The organism is Streptomyces himalayensis subsp. himalayensis (assembly GCF_013778455.1).
Lineage (GTDB): Bacteria > Actinomycetota > Actinomycetes > Streptomycetales > Streptomycetaceae > Streptomyces > Streptomyces himalayensis.
Map to the genome: position 1 here is coordinate 183,824 of NZ_JACEHE010000015.1, position 23,193 is coordinate 207,016.

Annotated in this window: 20 protein-coding genes and 2 pseudogenes; 12 read left to right on the forward strand and 10 right to left on the reverse strand. The window is 69.5% G+C overall.

Annotation, left to right across the window (positions count from 1 at the left end):
* Window positions 1–24: 24 nt before the first annotated feature.
* The 6 genes and pseudogenes from H1D24_RS24300 (at window position 25) to H1D24_RS24325 (ending at window position 8,163) form a co-directional block, all read left to right on the forward strand.
* Window positions 25–987 (forward strand): hypothetical protein, encoded by a 963-nt coding sequence (locus H1D24_RS24300; protein WP_181659778.1) that lies wholly within the window; start codon window positions 25–27, stop codon window positions 985–987.
* Between the two features lie 135 nt (window positions 988–1,122).
* Window positions 1,123–2,235, forward strand: a complete 1,113-nt coding sequence (gene chvE / locus H1D24_RS24305; RefSeq protein WP_181659779.1) for a multiple monosaccharide ABC transporter substrate-binding protein — start codon at window positions 1,123–1,125, stop codon at window positions 2,233–2,235.
* Between the two features lie 45 nt (window positions 2,236–2,280).
* Window positions 2,281–3,831, forward strand: coding sequence for a multiple monosaccharide ABC transporter ATP-binding protein (gene mmsA, locus H1D24_RS24310; RefSeq protein WP_181659780.1), 1,551 nt, complete (start codon window positions 2,281–2,283; stop codon window positions 3,829–3,831).
* Window positions 3,828–5,072, forward strand: a complete 1,245-nt coding sequence (gene mmsB / locus H1D24_RS24315; protein WP_181659781.1) for a multiple monosaccharide ABC transporter permease — start codon at window positions 3,828–3,830, stop codon at window positions 5,070–5,072. The genes mmsA and mmsB overlap by 4 nt, the downstream gene beginning before the upstream one ends.
* A gap of 182 nt (window positions 5,073–5,254) precedes the next feature.
* Window positions 5,255–6,316, forward strand: coding sequence for an aldose epimerase family protein (locus H1D24_RS24320; protein WP_181659782.1), 1,062 nt, complete (start codon window positions 5,255–5,257; stop codon window positions 6,314–6,316).
* A 119-nt stretch (window positions 6,317–6,435) separates the two neighbouring features.
* A pseudogene (locus tag H1D24_RS24325) lies at window positions 6,436–8,163 on the forward strand (pyridoxal phosphate-dependent aminotransferase).
* On the opposite strand, the gene arfA reads toward H1D24_RS24325, so the two are convergent.
* The 8 genes from arfA to H1D24_RS42575 form a co-directional block, all read right to left on the reverse strand.
* Window positions 8,069–9,586 (reverse strand): arabinosylfuranosidase ArfA, encoded by a 1,518-nt coding sequence (arfA, locus tag H1D24_RS24330; RefSeq protein ID WP_181659783.1) that lies wholly within the window; start codon window positions 9,584–9,586, stop codon window positions 8,069–8,071. The pseudogene H1D24_RS24325 and the gene arfA overlap by 95 nt on opposite strands.
* A gap of 126 nt (window positions 9,587–9,712) precedes the next feature.
* Window positions 9,713–10,690, reverse strand: a complete 978-nt coding sequence (locus tag H1D24_RS24335; RefSeq protein WP_181659784.1) for an arabinan endo-1,5-alpha-L-arabinosidase — start codon at window positions 10,688–10,690, stop codon at window positions 9,713–9,715.
* 21 nt (window positions 10,691–10,711) lie between these two features.
* Entirely contained in the window at window positions 10,712–11,575 is an 864-nt protein-coding gene (locus tag H1D24_RS24340) for a carbohydrate ABC transporter permease (RefSeq protein ID WP_181659785.1), read from the reverse strand.
* A complete protein-coding gene (locus tag H1D24_RS24345) occupies window positions 11,572–12,510 on the reverse strand; it encodes a carbohydrate ABC transporter permease (RefSeq protein WP_181659786.1) in 939 nt (312 codons plus the stop codon). The genes H1D24_RS24340 and H1D24_RS24345 overlap by 4 nt, the downstream gene beginning before the upstream one ends.
* Window positions 12,507–13,856 (reverse strand): extracellular solute-binding protein, encoded by a 1,350-nt coding sequence (locus tag H1D24_RS24350; protein ID WP_181659787.1) that lies wholly within the window; start codon window positions 13,854–13,856, stop codon window positions 12,507–12,509. Before H1D24_RS24350 ends, H1D24_RS24345 begins: the two co-directional genes overlap by 4 nt.
* Window positions 13,857–14,059: 203 nt before the next feature.
* On the reverse strand, window positions 14,060–14,908 hold the full coding sequence (locus H1D24_RS24355; protein WP_181659788.1) for an SMP-30/gluconolactonase/LRE family protein: 849 nt from the start codon (window positions 14,906–14,908) through the stop codon (window positions 14,060–14,062).
* Window positions 14,908–15,678: an IclR family transcriptional regulator gene (locus H1D24_RS24360; protein ID WP_181659789.1), complete on the reverse strand. Its 771-nt coding sequence runs from the start codon at window positions 15,676–15,678 to the stop codon at window positions 14,908–14,910. The genes H1D24_RS24355 and H1D24_RS24360 overlap by 1 nt, the downstream gene beginning before the upstream one ends.
* Entirely contained in the window at window positions 15,654–16,040 is a 387-nt protein-coding gene (locus H1D24_RS42575) for a hypothetical protein (protein WP_258564269.1), read from the reverse strand. Before H1D24_RS42575 ends, H1D24_RS24360 begins: the two co-directional genes overlap by 25 nt.
* On the opposite strand from H1D24_RS42575, the pseudogene H1D24_RS24365 reads away from it, so the two are divergent.
* The 3 genes and pseudogenes from H1D24_RS24365 (at window position 16,029) to H1D24_RS24375 (ending at window position 17,300) form a co-directional block, all read left to right on the forward strand.
* Window positions 16,029–16,551: pseudogene (locus tag H1D24_RS24365) on the forward strand (hypothetical protein). The gene H1D24_RS42575 and the pseudogene H1D24_RS24365 sit on opposite strands and share 12 nt — an antisense overlap.
* Before the next feature lie 78 nt (window positions 16,552–16,629).
* Complete coding sequence (locus H1D24_RS24370) at window positions 16,630–16,890, forward strand: type II toxin-antitoxin system VapB family antitoxin (RefSeq protein WP_181659790.1); 261 nt, start codon at window positions 16,630–16,632, stop codon at window positions 16,888–16,890.
* Window positions 16,887–17,300, forward strand: a complete 414-nt coding sequence (locus tag H1D24_RS24375; RefSeq protein ID WP_181659791.1) for a PIN domain nuclease — start codon at window positions 16,887–16,889, stop codon at window positions 17,298–17,300. Before H1D24_RS24370 ends, H1D24_RS24375 begins: the two co-directional genes overlap by 4 nt.
* 61 nt (window positions 17,301–17,361) lie before the next feature.
* Here the strand turns inward: H1D24_RS24375 and H1D24_RS24380 are convergent, their stop codons facing one another.
* On the reverse strand, window positions 17,362–18,081 hold the full coding sequence (locus H1D24_RS24380; RefSeq protein ID WP_181659792.1) for a FadR/GntR family transcriptional regulator: 720 nt from the start codon (window positions 18,079–18,081) through the stop codon (window positions 17,362–17,364).
* Between the two features lie 217 nt (window positions 18,082–18,298).
* On the opposite strand from H1D24_RS24380, the gene H1D24_RS24385 reads away from it, so the two are divergent.
* The 3 genes from H1D24_RS24385 (at window position 18,299) to H1D24_RS24395 (ending at window position 22,724) form a co-directional block, all read left to right on the forward strand.
* Window positions 18,299–19,639, forward strand: a complete 1,341-nt coding sequence (locus tag H1D24_RS24385) for an SLC13 family permease (RefSeq protein ID WP_181659793.1) — start codon at window positions 18,299–18,301, stop codon at window positions 19,637–19,639.
* Between the two features lie 150 nt (window positions 19,640–19,789).
* Window positions 19,790–21,295 (forward strand): acyl-CoA synthetase, encoded by a 1,506-nt coding sequence (locus H1D24_RS24390; protein ID WP_181659794.1) that lies wholly within the window; start codon window positions 19,790–19,792, stop codon window positions 21,293–21,295.
* A complete protein-coding gene (locus H1D24_RS24395) occupies window positions 21,288–22,724 on the forward strand; it encodes a carboxyl transferase domain-containing protein (protein ID WP_181659795.1) in 1,437 nt (478 codons plus the stop codon). The genes H1D24_RS24390 and H1D24_RS24395 overlap by 8 nt, the downstream gene beginning before the upstream one ends.
* Window positions 22,725–22,801: 77 nt before the next feature.
* Here the strand turns inward: H1D24_RS24395 and H1D24_RS24400 are convergent, their stop codons facing one another.
* Window positions 22,802–23,059, reverse strand: a complete 258-nt coding sequence (locus tag H1D24_RS24400; RefSeq protein ID WP_181659796.1) for a hypothetical protein — start codon at window positions 23,057–23,059, stop codon at window positions 22,802–22,804.
* Window positions 23,060–23,193 lie beyond the last annotated feature (134 nt).

Here is a 23,193-nt window from a genome sequence, read left to right on the forward strand (position 1 = left end):
CTGAACGACTTATCGAGGAGAACCGTGCCCGAGCCCATCGCCCCCCGCCGCCCCGGCGACAGCGCCCTCGGCCCGCTCGGCTTCGGCGCACCCGCACCGGAACCGGCCGACGCCTCACCGCATTCCTTCCCGGACGGCGGCACCTGGCGCACCGAAATCCCGTCCGTGGAAGGGCCTGAGGCGCTCGCCGTGGTCCTCAAGGAGACCTCCCGGCTCGATGTGCCGGTCCACCGCATCAGCCAGGGCAGCGGCGTCTGGATGCTCACCGACGCCGAGATCACCGAGATGGTCGAGGCCTGCGCCGAACGCGACATCGAGCTCTGCCTGTTCACCGGTCCGCGCGGCACCTGGGACATCGGGGCGGCGACGCGCACCCAGTCCGGCGGCGCCGGTCTGCGGGCGCGCGGCCACGACGCCCTCGCGGGCTGTGTCGAAGACGCCCTGCGCGCCACCGAGTTGGGCGTGAAGTGCTTGCTCGTCGCCGACGAGGGCGTGCTGTGGCTGCTGCACCGGATGCGCGCCCAGGGCGTGCTGCCCGCCGACACCACCTTCAAGGTGTCCGCGCTGGTCGGCCCCGTGAACCCGGCCTCGTACTCGGTCTGGGAGCAGCTGGGCGGCGACTCGATCAACATCCCCTCGGATCTCACCTTCCAGCACCTCACCGAGATCCGGCGGGTCAGTCGCGCGCCGATGGACCTGTATGTCGAGGCTCCGGACGACCTGGGCGGCTACGTGCGGATGTACGACGCGGCGGAGCTCATCCGGCGCGGTGCCCCGCTGTACCTGAAGTTCGGGCTCTCCAAGGCCCCCGGCATCTACCCGTACGGCGCCCATATGCGGGACACCGTGCTCGCGACCGCGCGTGAGCGGGTGCGACGCGGCCGCCTCGTTCTGGATCTTCTTGCCCGACACGGCGCCGACGGTGGCATGTCCCCGCTAGGCTCCCGACTGCCCGGCCAGCTGAACCGGTTCGCAATTCCCACATAACGTTCCGGCCAAACCCTCTTCACAGAAGATGACACGGCCGCGCAGAATCCGACACGACCTACACGGGTCCGCCACATCTCGCTCGTCGCGCTCTCTCGCCAGACCGAGCGTCACCCCACACCAAGGATGTTGATCATGCGCAATCGCAGAGCCGTCACCCTCGCCACCGCCGTGGCCGCAGCCATGGCACTCACCCTCACGGCCTGCGGCCAGAGCAGCGAGGGCGGCAGCGAGGAGACCAAGGACAGCGCCAAGGGCGGCACCATCGGCATCGCGATGCCGACGAAGTCCTCCGAGCGCTGGATAGCCGACGGCAACAACGTGGTCAAGGACCTGGAGTCCAAGGGCTACAAGACCAAGCTGGTCTACGGCGAGGACGACCCCGACCAGCAGGTCTCGCAGATCGAGAACCTGATCACCCAGGGCGTCAAGGCGCTGATCGTCGCGGCGATCGACAACAAGTCGCTGAACAACGTCCTGCAGCAGGCCAAGGACGCCGACATCCCGGTGATCTCCTACGACCGCCTCATCCTCGGCACCGAGAACGTGGACTACTACGCGTCCTTCGACAACGAGAAGGTCGGCGAGCTCCAGGCCACCTACATGGTCGAGAAGCTCGGCCTGAAGGACGGCAGCGAGAAGGGCCCGTTCAACATCGAGCTCTTCGCCGGCTCCAACGACGACAACAACACCCGGTACTTCTTCGGCGGCGCGATGAAGGTCCTGCAGCCGTACATCGACAAGAAGCAGCTCGTCGTCAAGTCCGGCCAGACCAAGCTGACGCAGGTCACCACCCTGCGCTGGGACGGCGCCACCGCGCAGCGGCGCATGGACGACATCCTCACCAAGTCGTACAAGACCGACGAGGTCGACGCGGTGCTCTCGCCGTACGACGGCATCTCCATCGGCATCCTCTCGGCGCTGAAGTCGGACGGCTACGGCTCCAAGGACAAGCCGCTGCCGGTCATCAGCGGGCAGGACGCCGAGGTGGCCTCGGTGAAGTCGATCATCGCCGGCGAGCAGTCGATGACCGTGTACAAGGACACCCGCGAGCTCGCCAAGGTGGCCTCGAGCATGGTCGACGCCGTGCTCAACGGCAAGAAGCCCGAGGTCAACGACACCGAGACCTACGACAACGGCTCCAAGGTCGTCCCGGCGTACCTGCTCGAGCCGGTCGCCGTCGACAAGGCCAACTACCAGAAGGTCGTCGTCGACTCCGGCTACATCAAGGCGAGCGACCTCAAGTAACCCCGCCACCAACCGACGATTCACCACTGATTGGAAGGCAAGACCATGGCGGGACCCGTCCTGGAAATGCGCTCGATCGTCAAGACCTTTCCCGGCGTCAAGGCGCTCTCGGACGTCACGCTGACCGTCCAGCAGGGCGAGGTCCACGCCATCTGTGGGGAGAACGGCGCCGGTAAGTCGACCTTGATGAAGGTCCTCTCCGGCGTCCACCCGCACGGCACCTACGAAGGGGACATCCTCTTCGAGGGCGAGGTCTGCGAGTTCAAAGACATCCGGGCGAGCGAGCACCACGGCATCGTCATCATCCACCAGGAGCTGGCGCTGTCGCCGTACCTCTCCCTCGCGGAGAACATCTTCCTCGGCAACGAGCACGCCAAAGGCGGGTTCATCGACTGGAGGGAGACACTGCGGCACGCCACCGAGCTGCTGCGCCGGGTCGGTCTCTCCGACCACCCGGAGACCCGCGTCGCCGACATCGGCGTGGGCAAGCAGCAGCTCGTGGAGATCGCCAAGGCTCTGTCCAAGAAGGTGAAGCTCCTCATCCTGGACGAGCCGACCGCGGCTCTGAACGACGAGGACAGCGGCAAACTCCTCGATCTGATCCTGGAGTTGAAGAAGCAGGGCATCACCTCGATCATCATCTCCCACAAGCTCAACGAGATCCGCAAGGTCGCCGACTCGGTGACGATCATCCGCGACGGCAAGTCCATCGAGACCCTCGATGTGAAGGCGCCGGACACCACGGAGGACCGGATCATCAGCGGCATGGTCGGCCGCGACCTCGACCACCGCTTCCCGGAGCGCACCCCGCACGAGCCGGAGACGGGCGCCGCCCCGGCGCTGGAGATCCGCAACTGGACGGTGCACCACCCGATCGACCATCAGCGCAAGGTGGTCGACGATGTGTCCATCAACGTGCGGCGCGGGGAGATCGTCGGGATCGCGGGCCTCATGGGCGCCGGCCGCACCGAGCTCGCGATGAGCGTGTTCGGGCGGACGTACGGCCTGTACGGGACCGGCACGGTCCTCAAGGACGGCAAGGAGATCCGTACGAAGACCGTCTCCGAGGCGGTCGGGCACGGGATCGCGTACGTCACCGAGGACCGCAAGCACTACGGCCTCAACCTCATCGACACCATCAACCGCAACATCTCGCTGACCGCCCTCAGCAAGGTCGCCAAGCGGGGTGTGGTCGACGAGCACGAGGAGCGGCAGGTCGCCGAGCGGTTCCGCAAGTCCATGAACATCAAGGCGCCGACCGTGTTCGAGCCGGTGGGCAAGCTGTCCGGCGGCAACCAGCAGAAGGTCGTCCTCAGCAAGTGGATCTTCGCGGGTCCGGACGTGCTGATCCTGGACGAGCCGACGCGCGGGATCGACGTCGGCGCCAAGTACGAGATCTACACGGTCATCGACCAACTGGCGGCCGAGGGCAAGGCGGTCGTCTTCATCTCCTCCGAGCTGCCGGAGCTGCTCGGTATGTGTGACCGCATCTACACGATGGCCGCGGGGCGGCTGACGGCTGAGTTCCCGCGTGCCGAGGCCACGCAGGAATCGCTGATGCGCCAGATGACGAAGGACAAAGAGGTAACGCGATGAGCACGGAACTGACCGCCAAGAGCCCGGCCCCGGCGCCGCCGGGCGGGACACGATCGGGTGCGGGCGGAGGCCTGCTGCAGCTGATGCTGGACGGCCTGCGCCGCAACATGCGGCAGTACGGCATGCTGCTCGCCCTCGGCCTGATCGTCGCCCTCTTCGCGATCTGGACCGACGGCGACCTGCTGCTGCCGCGCAACGTCTCCAACCTGGTCCTGCAGAACAGCTACATCCTGATCCTCGCGATCGGCATGATGCTGGTGATCATCGCGGGCCATATCGACCTGTCGGTCGGTTCGCTGACGGCGTTCGTGGGCGCGTTCGCGGCCGTGCTGACGGTGCAGCACCACATATCGTGGCCGGTCGCCGTGGTGCTCTGTCTGCTGGCGGGCGCGGTGGCGGGCGCGGCGCAGGGCTACTTCATCGCGTATCTCGGCATACCGTCGTTCATCGTCACCCTCGCCGGGATGCTGGTATTCCGCGGTGTCACGGAGATCCTCCTGGAGGGGCAGACCCTCGGCCCCTTCCCCGAGGGGCTGCAGAAGATGGGCAACGGCTTCCTGCCCGAGGTCGGCCCGACGACCAACTATCACAACATCACGCTGCTGCTGGGCTTCGGCCTGATCGCCTTCATCGTCCTCCAGGAGGTCCGCGACCGAAAGCGCCAGCAGGAGTTCGCGCTGGACGTGGTGCCGCGCAACATCTTCCTGCTGAAGATCGTCGCCATGGTCTCCGCGATCCTCGTGGTCACCCTGCTGCTCGCCAGCTACAAGGGCGCGCCGATCATCCTGCTGGTCCTGGGCGCACTGGTGGTCGGCTACGGCTACGTCATGCGCAACGCCATCTTCGGCCGGCACATCTACGCGATCGGCGGCAACCTGCCGGCGGCGAAGCTGTCCGGCGTGAAGGACAAGAAGGTCACCTTCCTGGTCTTCGTGAACATGGGCGTGCTCGCGGCCCTGGCGGGTCTGGCGATCGCCGCCCGTCTGAACGCGGCCTCGCCGAAGGCGGGCCTGAACTACGAACTCGAGGCTATCGCCTCGGCGTTCATCGGTGGCGCATCGTCGAGCGGCGGTGTCGGCACTGTCCTCGGCGCGATCATCGGTGGTCTCGTCCTCGGCGTGCTGAACAACGGCATGAACCTGCTCAGCGTCGGCACCGACTGGCAGCAGGTCATCAAGGGCATGGCCCTGTTGGCGGCCGTCGGCTTCGACGTGTGGAACAAGCGCAAGGGCGTTTCCTGACCCCCTCGGCTTCTGAGCCGCACGGGCAAGGTACAGACGCACAGTGATCGTCGCGGCGGCGGCAGCGGGACTCGCTGCCGCCGCCGCGGCGCGCACGGCGTACGCAACGCAACACAGCAACAAGAGCAGCAAGAGCAGCAAGAGCAACAACAGCAACAAGGACAGAGGACAGGAGGGGACCGGTGAGCCCGGTGATCCCGGTGAAGGAACTCTTCGGCAGGCTCGCGGACGGCACCGAGGTGCACCGCTGGTCGCTGGCGAACGGCGGCACGCGGATGAAGGTCCTGTCGTACGGCGGGATCGTCCAGTCGCTGGAGCTCCCGGACCGCCACGGCCGGTACGCCAACGTGTCGCTGGGCTTCGCCGGCCTCGACGACTACGTGGCGTCCAGCCCCTACTTCGGGGCGCTCATCGGCCGCTTCGGCAACCGCATCGCCAAGGGCCGCTTCACGCTCGACGGCGCAAGCCACCGGCTGTCGGCCAACGAGGGCGAGAACTCGCTGCACGGCGGTGGGGACTTCGACAAGCGGGTGTGGGACGTCGAGCCGTTCGCCTCGGACTCCGATGTCGGGCTCGTCCTGACCCACACGAGCGCCGATGGCGAGATGGGGTATCCCGGCACTCTGGAGGCGCAGGTCAGGTACACGCTGACCGCGGACGGCGACTGGCGCATCGACTACGAGGCGACCACGGACAGGGCGACGGTGGTCAACCTGACCAGCCACGTCTACTGGAACCTCGCGGGCGAGGGCAGCGGCTCGATCCACGACCACGAGCTGGAGATCGCGGCCTCCCGCTACACGCCGGTCGACTCGGGGCTGATCCCCACTGGTGACCTGGCGGACGTGGCGGACACGCCGTTCGACTTCCGGCGTGCGAAGACCGTCGGGAAGGACATCCGTGTCGCTCACCAGCAACTGCTGTACGCCCAGGGCTTCGACCACAACCTGGTACTGGACAAGGGCGTCACGGCGGAGCCCGAGCACATCGCGACTCTGAAGGACCCGTCGTCCGGCCGGGCGCTGAGGCTGGCCAGCACCGAGCCGGGCGTGCAGTTCTACTCCGGCAACTTCCTGGACGGCACTCTGGTCGGCACGGGCGGCACCATCTACCGCCAGGGCGACGCCGTATGCCTGGAGACCCAGCACTACCCGGACTCCCCCAACCAGCCGTCGTTCCCCTCGACGGTACTGCGCCCGGGCGAGACATACCGATCGACGACGGTGCACTCGTTCAGCGCGTAAAACCGTTGTGGGAGGTGCGCCTCATGCGCCCCTCTGGTTGAACGCGCCCCCTGCCGTATCCGTACCAAGGGGCGGCCACGCAGCCACTGCGGGCCGCCCACGGACGGGAGGCAGATCCCTTGGCACCGGCAGGAAACGTCACCTCGCTGTTCCGCGCCACCGCAGCGCACAGCCCCTCGTACGCCGCGCTCACCAGGGAGAGCGAGGGGGGCGGCCCGACGGACTTCTGCATCCCGTGCAACCCGTACTTCCCGTCGCCCGCCATGTTCGACGAGTTGTCGGTGCGGCTGCGCGAGATCCTGACGTACTACCCGAGCAGCGCGGACACCATCACCGCCGAGCTGTGCGCGGTGCTCGGACTGCCCGCGCAGTGCGTCGCCATGGGCAACGGCTCCACCGAGCTCATCACCTGGATCGACCACCTGCTGGTCCGCGAGTCGCTCGCTGTGCCCGTCCCGACCTTCGGCCGCTGGACCGACCAGCCGATGGAGACGGGCAAGCGTGTCGACATGTTCCCGCTGCCGGAGGCGGACGGCTTCGCGCTGGACCCGGCCGCGTACGTGCAGTTCATACGGGCCAGAGGCTCCCGCGTGGCGGTGCTGTGCAACCCCAACAACCCGGACGGCGGCTACCAGTCGCGGCGGGCCGTGCTCTCGCTCCTCGACGCGCTCCAAGACCTCGACCTGGTCGTCGTCGACGAGTCGTTCCTGGAGTTCTCCGACGCGGAGACGGAACCGAGCGTCGTGCAGGACGCGATGCTGCGCCCGAACGTCATCGTGCTGCGCAGCCTCGGCAAGAACTTCGGGCTGCACGGCGTGCGCTTCGGCTATCTCGTCGCCAATCCGGCGCTGGCGGGCAAGGTCCGCGCCGCCCTGCCGAAATGGAACCTCAACTCCTTCGCGGAGACGGTGGTGTTCATGCTCAAGGAGCACGGCCGGGAGTACGCGGAGAGCCTCCACCTGGTCCGCCGCGACCGCATCGAGATGTCCCGCCTTCTCGCGGCGCTGCCCGGCCTCACCGTCTACCCCTCGCAGGGCAACTTCCTCTTCGTACGGCTGCCCGTGGGCACCGACGGCACCGAGGTACGCGACCGCCTGCTGACCGAGCACCGGATCATGGTCCGCGAGTGCGGCAACAAGATCGGCAGCTCCAGCCGCTTCCTGCGCCTCGTGGTGCGCCCGCAGCCGGACGTCCTGCGCCTGGTGTCCGGCCTTGAACAGGTGCTCTACGGGAGCGGGAGGGGAGCCGCCGTGCCCGAGCTGGGCCGAGGGACCCAGTACAGCTCGGGCACGGCGGCGGTGGACCGGCTGGTCGGTTCCACGAACGGCGCCGGCCTGGTGGGGCTGGCCGCGCAGGTCCGGTCGGCGGGCCTGGCCGCTTCCCCCCAGCCCCTGCCGGGGAGGTGAGCCGGCCGTGCGCTGGCGGCCGTGCTGGGCGATACGTCGCTCGTGCAGACGGTGACCAGTGCGGCGCTGCCGCCGCCCGTCGTGCCGGCGCCGAAGCCGATGGGGGCGGTCTCGGCGGCCGAGGCGGACTGCGGGAGGCCGCCGAGGGCGGCGAGGGCGGCGGCGGCTCCGACGGACATGACCATGAAGCGGCGCGTGTTGGGGTTCGTGCTCATTTCCGGATGTCCCTTCCGTACTGAGGCAACGTCATATCCGTGTCGCCGCGTACTACTGGAAAGTTGCCGGTCCCGGGCAAGCGATTTCTACGGCGCCCGGGACCGGCATGTCCTCAGGTCGGGTCGGTCGGTCAGGCCAGCCGGATCACGTTCCACGACAGCGGCTCCAGGGTGGCGCTCAGCGTGCCCTCCTGGACGGCCGTCCCCGCGACCGCGTGCGGGGTGACCCGCTCCGGCTCGTCGAGCGTGTTACTGGCCTCCGGATCGGCGTCGGCCACCGCGGTGTGCTCGACGACCGACGTCACCTCGAGCCCGTGCAGGCCCACTTCGAGCGGCAGCGGCTCCGTCTGGCTGCGGTTGACGGCGAACACCGTCACCGCGCCCGTCTCCGGGTCCCGGACGGCGGTCGCGTGCAGCAGCGGCACCTCGCCGAACCGCTTCGTCTCGTACGTCGGCGAGTCCACGCGTACGTCGAGGACCTGCCCGCGGCCGTACCGGGACGCCTGCGCGAAGGGGAAGAACGTGGTCTGCTTCCAGGCCGGGCCGCCCGGCTCGGTCAGGATGGGCGCGATGACGTTGACCAGCTGGGCGAGGCAGGCGACGGTCACCCGGTCCGCGTGCCGCAGCAGGGCGATGAGCAGGGAGCCGAAGACGACGGCGTCCGTGACGCTGTAGTTGTCCTCGAGCAGGCGCGGGGCCTCGGCCCAGTCGCGGGTGTTCTCCTCCATCTGGGCTGGGAGCTTGGACGCATACCAGACGTTCCACTCGTCGAAGGAGAGGTTGATCTTCTTCTTCGACTTCAGGCGGGCGCCGATGTGGTCGCAGGTGGCGACCACGTTCTCGATGAAGGACTCCATGTCGACGGCGGAGGCGAGGAACGAGTCGCGGTCGCCGTCGGTCTCCTCGTAGTACGCGTGGAGCGAGATGTAGTCGACGAGGTCGTAGGTCTCGGCGAGGACCTTCGCCTCCCAGTCGGCGAAGGTCGGCATGCCCTGGCTCGACGAACCGCAGGCGACCAGCTCCAGCTCCGGGTCGATCTGGCGCATCGCGCGGGCGGTCTCGGCAGCGAGACGGCCGTACTCCTCGGCCGTCTTGTGGCCCGTCTGCCAGGGGCCGTCCATCTCGTTGCCGAGGCACCACAGGCGGATGCCGAACGGGTCCTTGTCCCCGTGGGTGACGCGCAGGTCCGAAAGGGCGGTGCCGGAGGGGTGGTTGGCGTACTCCTGGAGCTCCAGGGCCTCCGCCACGCCGCGCGTACCGAGGTTGATCGCCATCATCGGCTCGGCCTGGGGGCCGATCTTCTTCAGGAAGGCGATGTACTCGGAGAGGCCGAAGCGGTTGGTCTCCGTCGACCGCCAGGCCAGGTCGAGCCGGCGCGGCCGCTCGTCCGCCGGGCCGACGGAGTCCTCCCACTTGTAGCCGGAGACGAAGTTGCCGCCGGGGTAGCGGACGGCGGTGACGCCGAGCTCACGGATCAGCTCCAGCACGTCGGTGCGCAGGCCTGCCTCGTCGGCCGACGGGTGGTCCGGCTCGTAGATGCCGGTGTAGACGCAGCGGCCGAGGTGCTCGACGAAGGAGCCGAAGATACGGGGGTTGACGTCGCCGACGGTGAAGGCGGGGTCCAGGGTGAAGCGGGCGGGTGTGGTCATTTCTCCCTCAATTATGTTCGATATTGCGCACATTGACCGAAACATCGGACAGACGTTAAGGCGGGCGCGACCACTGGTCAATGGGTCGCGCCCGCCTGATCTGTCGCGCTCGGTCCCGGGCCGGTCTCAGTCCCAGGCCGCGACGGTCGGCCAGCCGTCCCTGCCCCAGCTCAGCGGGTTCAGGGCCAGCTTGGGCGTGCCGTTGTCGTTCGCGTCGTAGTAGTGGTAGGCGAGGATGTCGCGGCCCTTGTCGCGGAAGACGGACTCGCCTCCGGTGCCGATGAACCGGCCGTGCCCTGCGAGCAGCAGGTCGCCGCCGCCCTGGAGGAGCGGGGTGCCGTCGCTGTCGACGTACGGCCCGGTGACGGACTCCGACCGGCCCACCCGGATCTTGTACGTGGAGTTCACGCCCGAGCAGCACGCGTCGTACGAGGCGAAGAGGTAGTAGTAGCGGCCGTGCTTGACGATGTACGGGCCCTCCACCGCGTACGGGGCGTCGGGGCGGGTCGCCAGGTGGTGGACGGCCTCGCCCGGCAGGGCCTTCCCCGTCTCCGGGTCGAGCTCAACCATGCGGATGCCGGTCCAGTACGAGCCGAAGGCCATCCACAGCTTGCCCTCGGCCTTGATCACAGCCGGGTCGATGGCGTTCCAGCTGTCGGTCCTCTCGGAGCTGAAGGCCTTGCCGTGGTCGGTCCAGGTCCCCGGCAGGCCGCTCGGCGAGGTGGCGACGCCGATCGCGGAGTGGTTGGAGCCCCAGGACGAGACGGAGTAGTACAGCCAGTACTTCCCGTCGCGGTACGAGATGTCGGGCGCCCACGGGTCACCGGTGTCGTTGTACTCGTACCACCAGCTCGGCGGCTCGGCGAAGGCGTTCCCGGAGTCCGCCCAGTGCTCGAGGTCCGCCGAGAGGCGGGCGCCGATCACGCCGCCCGTCGAGTAGGCCACGTACTGGCCGTTCTTGAGGTGGATGACGGAGGGGTCGTGGATGATCTCCTGGCCGGTGATCGGCAGGGGGTCGGGGTAGGCGGTGTCCGCCTGGGCGGTGGTGGGCAGGAGGGCGAGGAGGGCGGCGGCGAGGACCGCCGCGTATCTGAGGCGCTTCAACTGCGTGGTTCCTCTCGGGCGTTACTGGCCGGCGAGGCCGGTGTGGGCCACACCCGCCACGATCTGGCGCTGGAAGAAGACGAAGACGATGATCAGCGGGAGTCCGGCCATCAGGCCGCCGGCCATGAGCTGGGCCCACTGGATGCCGTAGGAGTTCATGACGGTCGCGATGCCGTTCGGCATGGTCATCAGGTCGGGGTTGTTGGTCACCATGTACGGCCACAGGAAGTTGTTCCAGGACGCGATGAAGGTGAAGATGCCGACCGCGGCGAGCGAGGGCCGGGCGAGCGGGACCACGATGGTGAAGAAGACCCGCCAGCGGCCGGCGCCGTCGATGAAGGCGGCCTCCTCCAGTTCGCGGGGGATGCCCTGGAAGAACTTGTAGAGGATGTAGACCATCGCAGCGGGGGCGCACTGCGGAAGGATCATGCCCCAGTAGGTGTCGACCATCCCCATCTGCTGGACCGTGGTGAACAGGGGGACGCCGAGGACGGCCGGGGAGATCATCAGGCCGCTCATCACGAGGCCCATCAGGACGGCCTTGCCGCGGAACTCGGTGCGGGCGAAGCCGTATCCGGCGAGCGCGCTCACGAGCAGGACGATGGACGTCACACAGACGGAGACGACCAGGGAGTTGACGAACCAGTTGGTGATGTTCCCGGTCTCGAAGAGGGCCTTCCACGCCTGGCCCGTCCAGACCTTCGGCAGCCAGTGCGGCGGGATCTCGGCCGCCTCGGCCTCGGACTTGAGCGAGGTGAACAGGGACGCGGCGATCGGCGCCACGAAGACGGCGGAGACGGCGACGCCGATCAGCGTGAGGACGATCTGGCTGGGCGTCCATGGCTTGCGGGACTTGGTGGGTACGGTCGTCGCGGCGGTGGTCATCGGCCGCCCTCCTCACGGTTGCGCAGCAGCCACATCCGCGCCAGGGCGACGACTGCGATGATCACGAAGAAGATGATGGACATCGCGGAGGCATAGCCCACGCGGTAGCTGGTGAAGCCCTGTTCGAGGGTGTACTGGACGAAGGAGCGGGTGCTCAGCTCCGGCCCCGGGCTGAAGTCCATCATCACGACGGCCTGGTCGAAGAGCTGGAGCGAGGCGAGGATCTGGAGCGCGATCACCAGGCCGGTGATGTTGCGCAGCATCGGCAGCGTGATGTGGACGATGCGGTGCCAGGCGTTCGCGCCGTCCAGCTTGGCGGCCTCGTACAGGTGGCCGGGGATGCCCTGGAGCGCGGCGAGGTAGAGCAGGAAGCTGAAGCCGACCGTCCACCACAGGGTCTGGATGACGATGGCGAGCATCGCGTACGACTTGTCGGTCAGCCAGGGCGTGTCGATCCCGAGGGTCTCGTTGAACAGGCCGATGCCCTGGGTGAACAGCCACTGCCACATGTTGGCGGCGACGGTCGACGGCAGCAGGAACGGCACGAAGAAGCACAGCCGCCACAGCCACTTCCCGCGCTCGATGTGGTGCGCGAGCATCGCGAGCAGGAAGGCCATGACCGTGATGCAGGGCACGACGAGGAGCGTGAAGTACGCGCTGTGGCCGAGGGCGTCCCACATCGCCGAGTCGCCCAGGGCCTCGCGGTAGTTGTCGAGGCCGACGAAGCTCGTGTCCTCTCCGGAGATGTTGGCGTCCGTGAAGCTGAGCCAGACGCCGCGCAGCAGCGGCCAGATCACGAAAAGCGCGAAGAGCGCCAGGAACGGGGCGATGAACCAGCCCCCGTGCTGGAAGCCCTGCTTGCGGCGGACGGTCGCGACCGCGGTCGCGGACTTCACGCGCGCCGGCGCGACGACGGTCTGAGCACTGGTCGTCATACGACCGCACCTCCCTGCGCGGCGGTCCTGCCGTCCATCGGGTTCTTCGAGACGAGGAGCTTGGCGAGACGCTTCTTCATCGTCTGCGCGACGGCCGCCGGCTTGGCGGAGCCCATCGTCGAGGAGACGACGACCGGGCCGAGGTCCTGGGCGAGCACGCCGGTGGAGCCCGCGAACCACACCTTCGGCTCGGTGGCCTGGTGGTCCATGGCGCTCACGTACTCGTTCTGCGGGGTGAGCTTCTGGTACTCGGGCGTGGAGAGCGTCGGCGTATAGGCGGGGATGTGGCCGCCGGCCGCCCACTGCAGGGCGTGCTGGACGACGTACGCGGCCAGCTGGTGCGCGGCCTCGTTGGTGGCGCCGCCGCGGCCGGCCTGGTGGGGCAGGACGAACGCGTGCGACTCGGCGTGGGTGGCCTGCTTGCCGAAGACGGGCGGCAGCGGGGTCGCGCCGTAGTCCAGCTTGGCGCCGGAGAAGACCGGCACCGACCAGTTGCCCTCCCAGGTGAAGGGGGCGCCGTTGATGAACTGCTCGCCGGTGGGGGCGCCGGGGATGACGTAGCCGTCGGTGACGTGCTGCCGGAGGAACTCCAGGACCTGGGTGGCCTTGTCGGCGTCGAAGAGGACCTCGGTGCGGGCGTCGTCGAACCACTCGCCGCCGAGCTGGGTGTAGAAGGCGACGAAGAACCACCACTGGAAGTTCTGGTCGTTGGTCCACAGGCCGATCGTCTGCAGGCCCTTCTTCTGGGCCTGCTTGGCCTTCTTCAGGACGTCGAACCACTCGTCGGTGGAGGTGACCGGGATCATCCGGCCGTCGTCGCCGAGCAGGTCCGCCTTCTTCAGCACGTCCTTGCGGTAGAAGCAGAGCTGGACGTGGATGTCGAGCGGGAGGGCGTAGAGCTTGCCGTCGATGACGCCGCGGCTCCACAGCGCGGGGTTGAAGTCCTCCTGCCGTACGCCGTACTTGGCTAGCAGCTCGACGTCCCAGGGGTCCAGGAGGCGGCCGGGCGAGAACCCGGTGACCCGTCCCATGTGCATCACGCCGAGCTCGGGGGCACGGTTGCCCGCGGCCGCCATGGCGAGCTTGGTGTAGAAGGGGTTGCCCCACTGGAGGGTGGAGTCCTTCACGTCGATGGCGGGGTTCGCCTTACGGAAGGCGTCGAGCATCGCGATCATGTTGGAGCCGTCGCCGCCGCTGAAGAGGTTCCAGTAGCGGACCCGGGTGCTCGCACTCGAGGCGAGCGCGTCCGCGCCGGTGCCGCCCGCCGCGAAGGCGAAACTCCCGGCTACGCCCAACCCGCCGATACCGGCCAGGAGTTGCCTACGGCTCAGGGAAGGTCGTCCCATACCCCACCCTTACTGTTCGATATTCCGAATGGTGCCCGTAACTTCGAACCGGACCGTAGAGTCGAACAGGTTTCGCGTCAATGGGTTGCGCAAAACTTTCAAGTTCCATGGATTTCCAAGGCCCTGAAGGCCGTCAGAGCAGCAGAAAGGCCCTCGCCGGCATACGCGCGGGCGAGGGCCTTCCGGGACAGATGCCTGCTCGGCTAACCCACGAAGGCGGGCTGGGCCAGCCCCTTCCCCGCCCCCGGCACCACCAGCAGCGAGCCGGACAGTGGATGCGGTGCCTCAAGTCCCGTACGGGCGGTGGAGATGTACAGGTCGGTCAGGCCGGCGCCGCCGAACGCGCACGCCGTGGGCCGGCGCACGGGCAGTTCGATGACATGGTCCAGCTCGCCTGCGGGTGTGTAGCGGCGGATCGCTCCGCCGTCCCACAGCGCGACCCAGACGCACCCGTCCGCGTCGACGGTGAGCCCGTCGGGGAAGCCGGCGCCGTCCTCGATGACGGCCAGCGGGCGCCTGTTCACCACGTGTTCGGGATCCTCGACGTCGAAGACGTCGATCCGCCGCGTCGGCGAGTCGATGTAGTACATCAGCCGCCCGTCGGTGCTCCAGCCGGTGCCGTTGCTGACGGCGACGTCGTCGAGGACGACCTGCGTGGTGCCGTCGCCGGTGATCCGCGTCAGCGTGCCACCGCCCGGCGCCTCGTCGTAGCGCATGGTCCCGGCCCAGAGCGAGCCGTCGGACGCGACGGCCGCGTCGTTGGCGCGGCGGCCGGGCACGGGATCGTGGTGCAGCCAGCGGAAGTCACGGCCGTCCGGGCCGTAGAGCCCGACACCGTCCCGGAGGTTGACGACGAGGCCGCCACCCGCGCGGGGCTTGGCGGCACCCACGTGCTGCTCCGTGACCATGACCGTCCGGCGGCCGTCGGCCGGGTCGTACGTATGGACACGCGACTGCAGGATGTCCACCCAGATCAGCCGCCGGGCGTCGACGTCCCACGTGGGACCCTCACCCAGCTCGGCGTACTCGCGCACCGCAAGCTCGACGCCCATCACACCCCCCGGTAGCCGAGACGCTCGGACAGGTCGGCCGCACCCTTGGCGGCGAGCTGCTCCAGCTCGACCCGGCGCTCGTCGCTCCAGCGGATCATGGGTACGGAGATGGAGAGCGCGGCGACGACGCGCCCCGTACGGTCGCGCACCGGCGCCGCGACACAGCTCACGTCCGGGTTCGACTCGCGGCTCTCGACGGCGACACCGCGCTCGCGGATCACCGCAAGGGCCTCGCGCAGCGCGGCCGGGTCGGTGATGCTGTTGGCGGTCATCGCGACCAGATCCGCGTCGTCCGGGACACGGGAGGCGAGATCGTCGTCCGGGAGGGAGGCCAGGAGCATCTTGCCGACGGACGTGCAGTGCGCGGGCAGCCTGCGGCCCGCGGCGGAGACCATGCGGACGGCGTGCGTGGAGTCCACCTTGGCGATATAGATGACGTCGGTGCCCTCGAGGATCGCGACGTGCACCGTCTCGTCGCAGGTCTCGGCGACGGTACGGGCCACCTGCTGGCCCTCGGCCGCGAGGTCCAGCTGCTCGGCGTACCGGCTGCCGAGCTGGTACGGGCGCACGCCGAGCCGGTAGCGGCCCGGCTGACCCTGGACCGGGACGATGTAGGACCGGGCGGCGAGCGTGGTGACCAGCTCGTGCACCGTCGTGCGGGGCAGCTGTAGCTTGCGGACGATGTCCGGCGCGGACAGGGTGCCGTCACCGTCCAGGAAGAGCTCGAGTATGTCGAGCGCCCGGGTCACGGCGGGTACGAGGCGGCCCACGACCCCTCCCTCATGTTCGAAATTTCAACGGTCGACCGGAATGACGAACACAGGTTATGCGGAGCGCTCTTTGCAGGGCAATGGGCGGGCGGCAGGGTGTCGCTCTCCGCGCGCTCCCGGCGCAGGGCCGGGTGCCGCTCCCCGCCCGGGCCCAGGGCGCCCACCCGTGCGCGACGATAGGCGGCATGCCCGCGCATTTCGAGCACCTGGATCAGCCGGATCAGCCCGATCAGTCCGACCGTAGTGACCAGCCTGACCGTCGTGACCAGCCTGACCGTCCAGATCATGGTGGGCGCCCGAAAGGCAGCCCATTCACGCGCCGCGACTTCCAGCTGGTGCTGCTTCGCCGCATGGCGGACCACAATCCGGACCTCGTCGAGGATGCCCGGCGCGAGCTGGGGGGTCTCGCTCGCGGACATGCGCGAGGCGAATCGCCGCTGGCAGGCCATGGTCCGCTCCCCACGCGCGCGTGGCGCGGCCTCCCGGTACCGCTCCGTCCTCGGCACTCCCGAGTCGACCACGGTCCGCAGGATCGGCGACCTCGAATGCGAAGCCCTGCTGTGGCCGGTCCCCCTCTGGCCCGACCTCCGCTTCGAGGTGCTCCTCGCCCCGAACGGCGCGGTGTGGAACGAGTGGCTGATCCGGGCGCCCGGCGCCCCGGGCCCGGCGCTGCGCACGGTCGAGGACCTGCGCCCGTGGTCCTGCACGGTCGACGAGGTGGCCCGCGCCTTCGCGCCCGCCCGGCCGATGGAGGGCACGGCCCCCACGCGCTGGCGCCTCGGCTTCACGGCGCCGGACAAGGATGGGGCACGACGGCGGGCCGTCGCCGAGTTCACCTGGGGGCTGCTGCAGCGGCTGACGTCGGTGGAGTGAGCCGAGCATCTCGCAGCCGCTGATATACAGCAGGTCATGTATCATGATGTCGATCCCCGTATATCTCAGGAGGCAGCCATGAGCCGTACCGTCATCGACCTCGACGACGAAGCCCTGGAAGCAGCCGCCATAGAGCTGGGAACCAAGACCAAGCGCGACACGATCAACACGGCACTGCGAGAGGTCACCGCCCGCTACCGGCGACTGCGGGCCCTCGAGGAAGCGCGCCAGCTGGTCGCCGACGGCGCTCTGGACATGGACATCCTCCTGGACAAGCGCAAGTACCGCGGTGGCGTTCGCGAAGCGGAGCACGTCGGCGGCACGGGAGGAGCTGAGTGAACGTCGCCGACTACCTCATCGACACCTCCGCCCTCGCTCGCGTCCTGCTCGGCCACACCACGACCGAGTGGGACGACAAGATCGCCGCCGGTCTTGTCGCGATCTGCGACATCACAGAGATCGAAGTCCTCTACTCGGCTCGCTCGGCCAGAGACCGCGAGCGGATGGAGAAGGCGTTCAGCACCCAGTACGCGTGGTGTCCCATGCCCGATGGCATCTACCGGCGCGCCCGCGTCGTCCAGCGACAGCTCACCGCCAAGGGCGAGCACCGCAGCGGGGGACCCATCGATCTCCTCGTGGCCGCCGTCGCCGAAGAGGCCGACCTCACCCTTCTCCATTACGACCACGACTTCGACACGATCGCCCGGACGACAGGGCAGCCGGTCCGCATGATCGACCTCAAGGACTAGGTTCTGGAGGGGGCCGAGGCCGGCCGCGCTGAAGCCGCCGGCGGCCCGCACGACGCGGCCGTCAGTCGACAGGCGCGCGTTCGTCGTCCGGGTTCCAGTCCAACAACCGCACCTTCGCGACCGTCCGTACATGGCGGCGCATCGCCGCGGCCGCCTGCTTGGGCTCCTGTGCCTCGATCGCGCGCAGGATCGCACGGTGCTGGGCCAGGGACCGGGCGGGGCGGCCCGGCTGGCGGAGCGACTCGTTGCGGCTCTCCGTGATCTGGTCGGCGATGGAGCGCATGAACTCGGCGAGCAGGCTGCTGTGCGCCGCGGCCGTCACCGCCGCGTGGAACAGGCGGTCGCCCTCCACACCGTGTGCACCCTCGGCGATCTCGTCGGCCATGTGGGAGAGCGCGAGGCTCAGGGCGGCGAGATCGTCCTCCGTACGGCGCTCCGCGGCGAGTTCGGCGAGCTTGGTCTCGAGCGCCTCGCGTGCTTCGAGTACATCGGGAAGGCGCCGCCGCCGCTCGACCAACCGCTCCACGGGCTCCGCGTCGAGGCTGTCCCGCACCAGGTAGGTGCCACCGCCGTGGCGGACCTCCACCAGGCCCTGGACCTCGAGGACCACGATCGCCTGCTTCACGGAGGCCCGGCTGACTCCCAGGCGCTGCGCCAGATCGCGCTCGGGCGGCAGGCGGTCGCCGGCCTTCAGGCCGCCTTCGGCCACGTAACGGCGCAGCCGCTCGAGAACCTGCTCGTACAGGCGCGGTTTGGCCATCGGGCGCAGTGCGTCGGTCATGTGGTTCCCCCTCGCGTGATCCGCCCGTGGCGAGCGTAACACCGGGTTACGGGCAGTGGTTAGGTGGCTCATTGGTCAAGTGGCTGAGCCAATTTATGTCCGACCCCTTGACGCTCCCTCGGAACGACGCCCAATGTGGGGCAACCGCTTGGCCAAATGGATCAGTGGCTCAGCCACTGATCCACCTCACACAAGGGACCCAGGGACGGGAGCCCGCATGTCCGCCGAACTGATATCGATCCTCGTGCTCGTCGTGGTGTTCGTCATCGCCACCACCCGCTCCATCAACATGGGCGCGCTCGCTTTCGCCGCTGCGTTCGCGGTCGGTGAGCTGGTTGCCGGCCTCGACGCCGACGGCATCTTCGCCGGCTTCCCCGGGGACCTCTTCGTCGTCCTCGTCGGCGTCACGTATCTCTTCGCGATCGCGCGCGCCAACGGCACCACCGACTGGCTCGTGCACGCCTCGATCCGGCTGGTGCGCGGCCGCGTGGCGCTGATTCCCTGGGTGATGTTCGCCCTCACGGGTGCGCTGACGGCGATCGGCGCGGTCAGTCCGGCCGCCGTCGCCATCGTCGCGCCGATCGCGCTGAGCTTCGCCGCCCGCTACTCGATCAGCCCGCTGCTGATGGGTGCGATGGTGGTGCACGGCGCGCAGGCCGGCGGTTTCTCGCCGATCAGCATCTACGGTTCGATCGTCAACGGCATCGTCGAGCGCGAGAAGCTGCCCGGCAGCGAGATCACGCTCTTCCTGGCATCCCTCGTGGTCAATCTCGTCATCGCGGGCATCGTGTTCGTCCTCTTCGGCGGGCTCAAGCTCTGGGCGAAGGGCAGCGCGACGAAGGGTGAGCAGGTCCCCGCGGCGGTGGGGGTCACGAACGGCGGAAGCGGGATTGCGGGCAGCGGGAACGGGGGTACGGGCAGCGGGAACGGAACCGGGACGGGGACCGGGGATGACGCCCTCCTGACTCCGGCCCGCATCGCCACGCTCGCCGCCCTGGTCGCACTCGTCGTCGCCGTCCTCGCCTTCGACCTCGACGCCGGTCTGACGGCGATCACCCTGGCCGTGCTGCTCAGCGCCTGCTGGCCGGCGGACAGCCGGAACGCGGTGGGCCAGATCGCCTGGCCGACGGTGCTGCTGATCTGCGGTGTCCTCACGTACGTCGGCGTCCTGGACGAGATGGGCACCATCACATGGGCCGGTGAGGGCGTCAGTGGCATCGGCGTCCCGCTGCTGGCGGCGGTCCTGCTCTGCTACATCGGCGCGATCGTCTCGGCGTTCGCCTCATCCGTGGGGATCATGGGCGCGCTGATCCCGCTCGCGGTGCCGTTCCTCGCACAGGGCGAGATCGGTGCGATCGGGATGGTGGCGGCGCTCGCGGTGTCGGCGACGGTCGTGGACGTCAGCCCGTTCTCGACGAACGGCGCGCTGGTACTGGCCGCGGCACCGGACGTCGATCGCGAGCGCTTCTTCCGGCAGTTGATGATCTACGGGGGGATCGTGGTGGCCGTGGTCCCCGCCGTGGTGTGGCTGGCGATGGTCGTGCCGGGATTCGGGTGACCTGCGGCACGGCACAGACCCGCCGGGCACGGAACATTACTGGTAGAGCAAACCTGGCACCTGCCGACGACCGACCCCACGACAACCGAGCCAAGAGCCACACCCAAGAGCCACAGCCACAGCGACAGCGACCAGCAAGGAGTACGACGCGTGTCCTCTCTCTTTCCGGCCTTGAGCGCAGGTCCGGGCGCCGGTGCGGACCGGCCCGCCCTGCGGTTCGGTGACCGCGCCCTGACGTACGGCGAACTGGCCGCCGTGACCGGCTCCCTCGCCGAGCGCATCCGCGGTGCGGGCCGTGTCGCCGTCTGGGCCACGCCCGCCCTCGAGACCGCGGTCGGGGTGGTGGCCGCGCTGGAGGCCGGAGTCGCGGCCGTGCCGCTCAACCCGAAGTCGGGTGAGAAGGAGCTCGCGCACATCCTCTCCGACAGCGCGCCGTCGCTGGTGCTCGCGGCGCCCGGAGAAGAGCTCCCTCCGGCGCTCGCCGCGCTGCCCCGTATCGATGTGGATGCCGGCGAACGGGCGGCGGCTGCGGACGGCCCGGCATCACGCCCCGCCGACGAGATCGACGACGAGGCCCCCGCCTTCGTCGTCTACACCTCCGGCACCACCGGCCCGCCCAAGGGCGCCGTACTCCCCCGCCGCGCGGTCGCCGCGACGCTCGACGCGCTGGAGGACGCCTGGCAGTGGACGGGCGACGACGTGCTGGTGCACGGGTTGCCGCTGTTCCATGTGCACGGTCTGATCCTCGGGATCCTCGGTCCGCTGCGGCGGGGCGGCTCGGTGCGGCATCTCGGCCGGTTCAGCACCGAGGGTGTTGCGAGGGAGCTGAACTCCGGCGCCACGATGCTGTTCGGCGTGCCGACCATGTACCACCGCATCGCCGAGGTGCTGCCCGCCGAGCCCGAGCTGGCCAAGGGCCTTGCGCAGGCCCGGCTACTGGTGTCGGGGTCCGCCGCGCTCCCGGTGCACGACCACGAGCGCATCGCGGCCGCGACCGGCCGCCGCGTCATCGAGCGCTACGGCATGACGGAGACGCTCATGCTGTGCTCATCCCGGTGGACACCCCCGGACCCCCGGCCGAGCGTCCGGGCGGACGGCGAGCCGCGCGCGGGCACGGTCGGCGTCCCCCTCCCGGGCGTCGAGCTGCGGCTCGTCGACGAGGACGGTGCCACCGTCGAGGCGTATGACGGGGCGAGCGTCGGCGAGATCCAGGTGCGCGGGCCCAACCTGTTCACGGAGTATCTGAATCGGCCGGACGCGACCGCGGCCGCCTTCGCGGAGGGCGGCTGGTTCCGCACGGGGGACATGGCGGTACGCGACCCCGACCGATACGTACGCATCGTCGGCCGCAAGGCCACCGACCTCATCAAGAGCGGCGGCTACAAGATCGGCGCGGGTGAGATCGAGAACGCGCTGCTCGAGCACCCAGGGGTGCGGGAGGCGGCCGTGACCGGCGAACCGGACGAGGATCTGGGCGAGCGGATCGTGGCGTGGATCGTGCCCGCCGCACCCGATTCCCCGCCGTCCTCGGATGAGTTGGCCGATCATGTCGCCCGCCGCCTCGCCCCGCACAAGCGGCCGCGCATCGTGCGCTATCTGGACGCGCTGCCACGCAACGACATGGGCAAGATCATGAAGCGGGCGCTCCATGCCTGACGGTGGCACCGGGCGGCCCGGGAGCGGAAGGCCTGGCGACGCCCGGTTCACCGCCCGCGAAGCCGTCGCCCTCCTGGCTGACGACTTCCACGAACTCGTCTCCCCCACCGCCGAGTACGCCCCCGACGGCCCCCTCTCCTGGCAGGGCTACGACGACTCACGCGCGCGTGCCGCTGCCCGTACCGGCGAGCAGGAGTCGGTGGTCTGCGGCACGGCCACCGTGGGCGGCACGGAGGGAGTGGGCGGCGACAACGGCGTGGGCGGCACGCGTTGCGTCCTGATCTCCTTCGAGTTCGGCTTCCTCGGCGGTTCACTCGGCGAGCGGACCGGCGACCGCCTGGAGGCGGCCTACACGTACGCGCGCGAGCAACGCCTCCCCGTCGTCTCCCTCATCGCGACGGGCGGCAGCCGTATGCAGGAGGGCATGCGCGCCCTTGCCCAACTCCAGCGGGTCGCCTGGCAGTCCGTCCTCACCCGCGAGGCCCGCCTGCCCCAGCTCGCCGTCCTCCGCGACCCGACGACGGGCGGCGGCTGGGCCACGCTCGGCGCGGGCGCCGACGTGATCCTGGCCCTCCCGGGCGCTCAGGTGGGCTTCGCCGGCGCACGCGTACGGCCGCAGGACGCGGACCCGTACGCGTACACGGCCGAGGCGCAGCTGGAGGGGGGAGCGATCGACGCGGTCGTGGCCCCGGACCGGCTCCGGGCCGAGGTCGCCCTGTGGCTGGAGCTGCTGACGACCGTGGACCCGGCGACCGAACGGGTCGCACCTCCCCCACCCCACGCCCTCGCCGCCACCCCACTCCCCCGCACCGGCTGGGACGCGGTCCAGCAGGCCCGGGCCCCCGAGCGCCCCCGCGCCCAGGCGTACCTGGATGCGTACTTCACCCGGCGGGCCGCCATCAGCGGCGACCGCTGCGGCGGCGCCGATCCCGGCATGGTGTGCGGCTTCGGGAAGCACGACGGGAGGACCGTCGCGTACGCCGCTCAGTGCGGTACGGCCACTCGGCCCGCGGGATTCCGGACGGCGGCGCGGCTGGTCCGGCTGGCCGGGCGGCTGCGGATCCCGGTACTGACGCTGGTGGACACGCCGGGTGCCGCCAATGACGCGGAGGCCGAGCGGGCCGCGGCCGGAGCTGCCATCGCGGACCTGTTCGCGGCCGTCGCCGCGTCACCCGTGCCGATCACCAGCCTGGTCATCGGCGAGGGCGGCTCGGGCGGCGCGCTGGCGCTGGCGGCGCCCGACAACACCTGGGCCACTCCGGACAGTTACTTCTCGGTCATCGCCCCCGAGCTCGCGGCCGCCATACTCAAGCGCCCGGGGGACGAGATCCGCTCCACGGCCGACCAACTCCGCCTCCGCCCGCAGGACTTGGCCGAGCTCGGTGTCGTACGCGGCATCGTGGAGCAGGAACCGGAACAGACACGCTGAGACACGTGCGGCGCCGCCTCCACCCGGACCCCGAAGGGCCGGAAGGAGGACGGCGCCGCACACCCATGTGCGCCGGGCTACCTCACCCCCACTGCCCGAATGATCTCCTGGGTGACGGACCCGCCCCGGTCATCGCTCACCGACGCGCGCAGCGACACGAACTCCGCACTGTCCGGCACCTTCAGAAGCCCCTGCCAAGCGGCCTTCTCTCCATCCCGTTCCAGGTCGACGGCCGTCCAGGTCGCGCCGTCGTCGTACGACACCTCGAGCGAGCCGCCGCCGATTCCGCCAGCGGATCCTGCCCTGCCGTCCGGAACCGGCCGATCTACCCCCACACGGGCTCCAAGCACCGCGTTCGAGATCACCCGTACGGCCGTCCACCCTCCCGGCCCATCCCAGCGCGCGCACCCCGCACCAGCGCCTGACGATGCAGAGAAGGACCGCCGTCCGGCGGCCCGAACGGTCTGTG

Coding starts and splice junctions, on each gene's coding strand:
- chvE (WP_181659779.1), top strand. CDS start 1,123: ATGCGCAATCGCAGAGCCGTCACCCTCGCCACCGCCGTGGCCGCAGCC.
- mmsA (WP_181659780.1), top strand. CDS start 2,281: ATGGCGGGACCCGTCCTGGAAATGCGCTCGATCGTCAAGACCTTTCCC.
- mmsB (WP_181659781.1), top strand. CDS start 3,828: ATGAGCACGGAACTGACCGCCAAGAGCCCGGCCCCGGCGCCGCCGGGC.
- arfA (WP_181659783.1), bottom strand. CDS start 9,586: ATGACCACACCCGCCCGCTTCACCCTGGACCCCGCCTTCACCGTCGGC.
- H1D24_RS24340 (WP_181659785.1), bottom strand. CDS start 11,575: ATGACCACCGCCGCGACGACCGTACCCACCAAGTCCCGCAAGCCATGG.
- H1D24_RS24345 (WP_181659786.1), bottom strand. CDS start 12,510: ATGACGACCAGTGCTCAGACCGTCGTCGCGCCGGCGCGCGTGAAGTCC.
- H1D24_RS24350 (WP_181659787.1), bottom strand. CDS start 13,856: ATGGGACGACCTTCCCTGAGCCGTAGGCAACTCCTGGCCGGTATCGGC.
- H1D24_RS24355 (WP_181659788.1), bottom strand. CDS start 14,908: ATGGGCGTCGAGCTTGCGGTGCGCGAGTACGCCGAGCTGGGTGAGGGT.
- H1D24_RS24370 (WP_181659790.1), top strand. CDS start 16,630: ATGAGCCGTACCGTCATCGACCTCGACGACGAAGCCCTGGAAGCAGCC.
- H1D24_RS24380 (WP_181659792.1), bottom strand. CDS start 18,081: ATGACCGACGCACTGCGCCCGATGGCCAAACCGCGCCTGTACGAGCAG.
- H1D24_RS24385 (WP_181659793.1), top strand. CDS start 18,299: ATGTCCGCCGAACTGATATCGATCCTCGTGCTCGTCGTGGTGTTCGTC.
- H1D24_RS24395 (WP_181659795.1), top strand. CDS start 21,288: ATGCCTGACGGTGGCACCGGGCGGCCCGGGAGCGGAAGGCCTGGCGAC.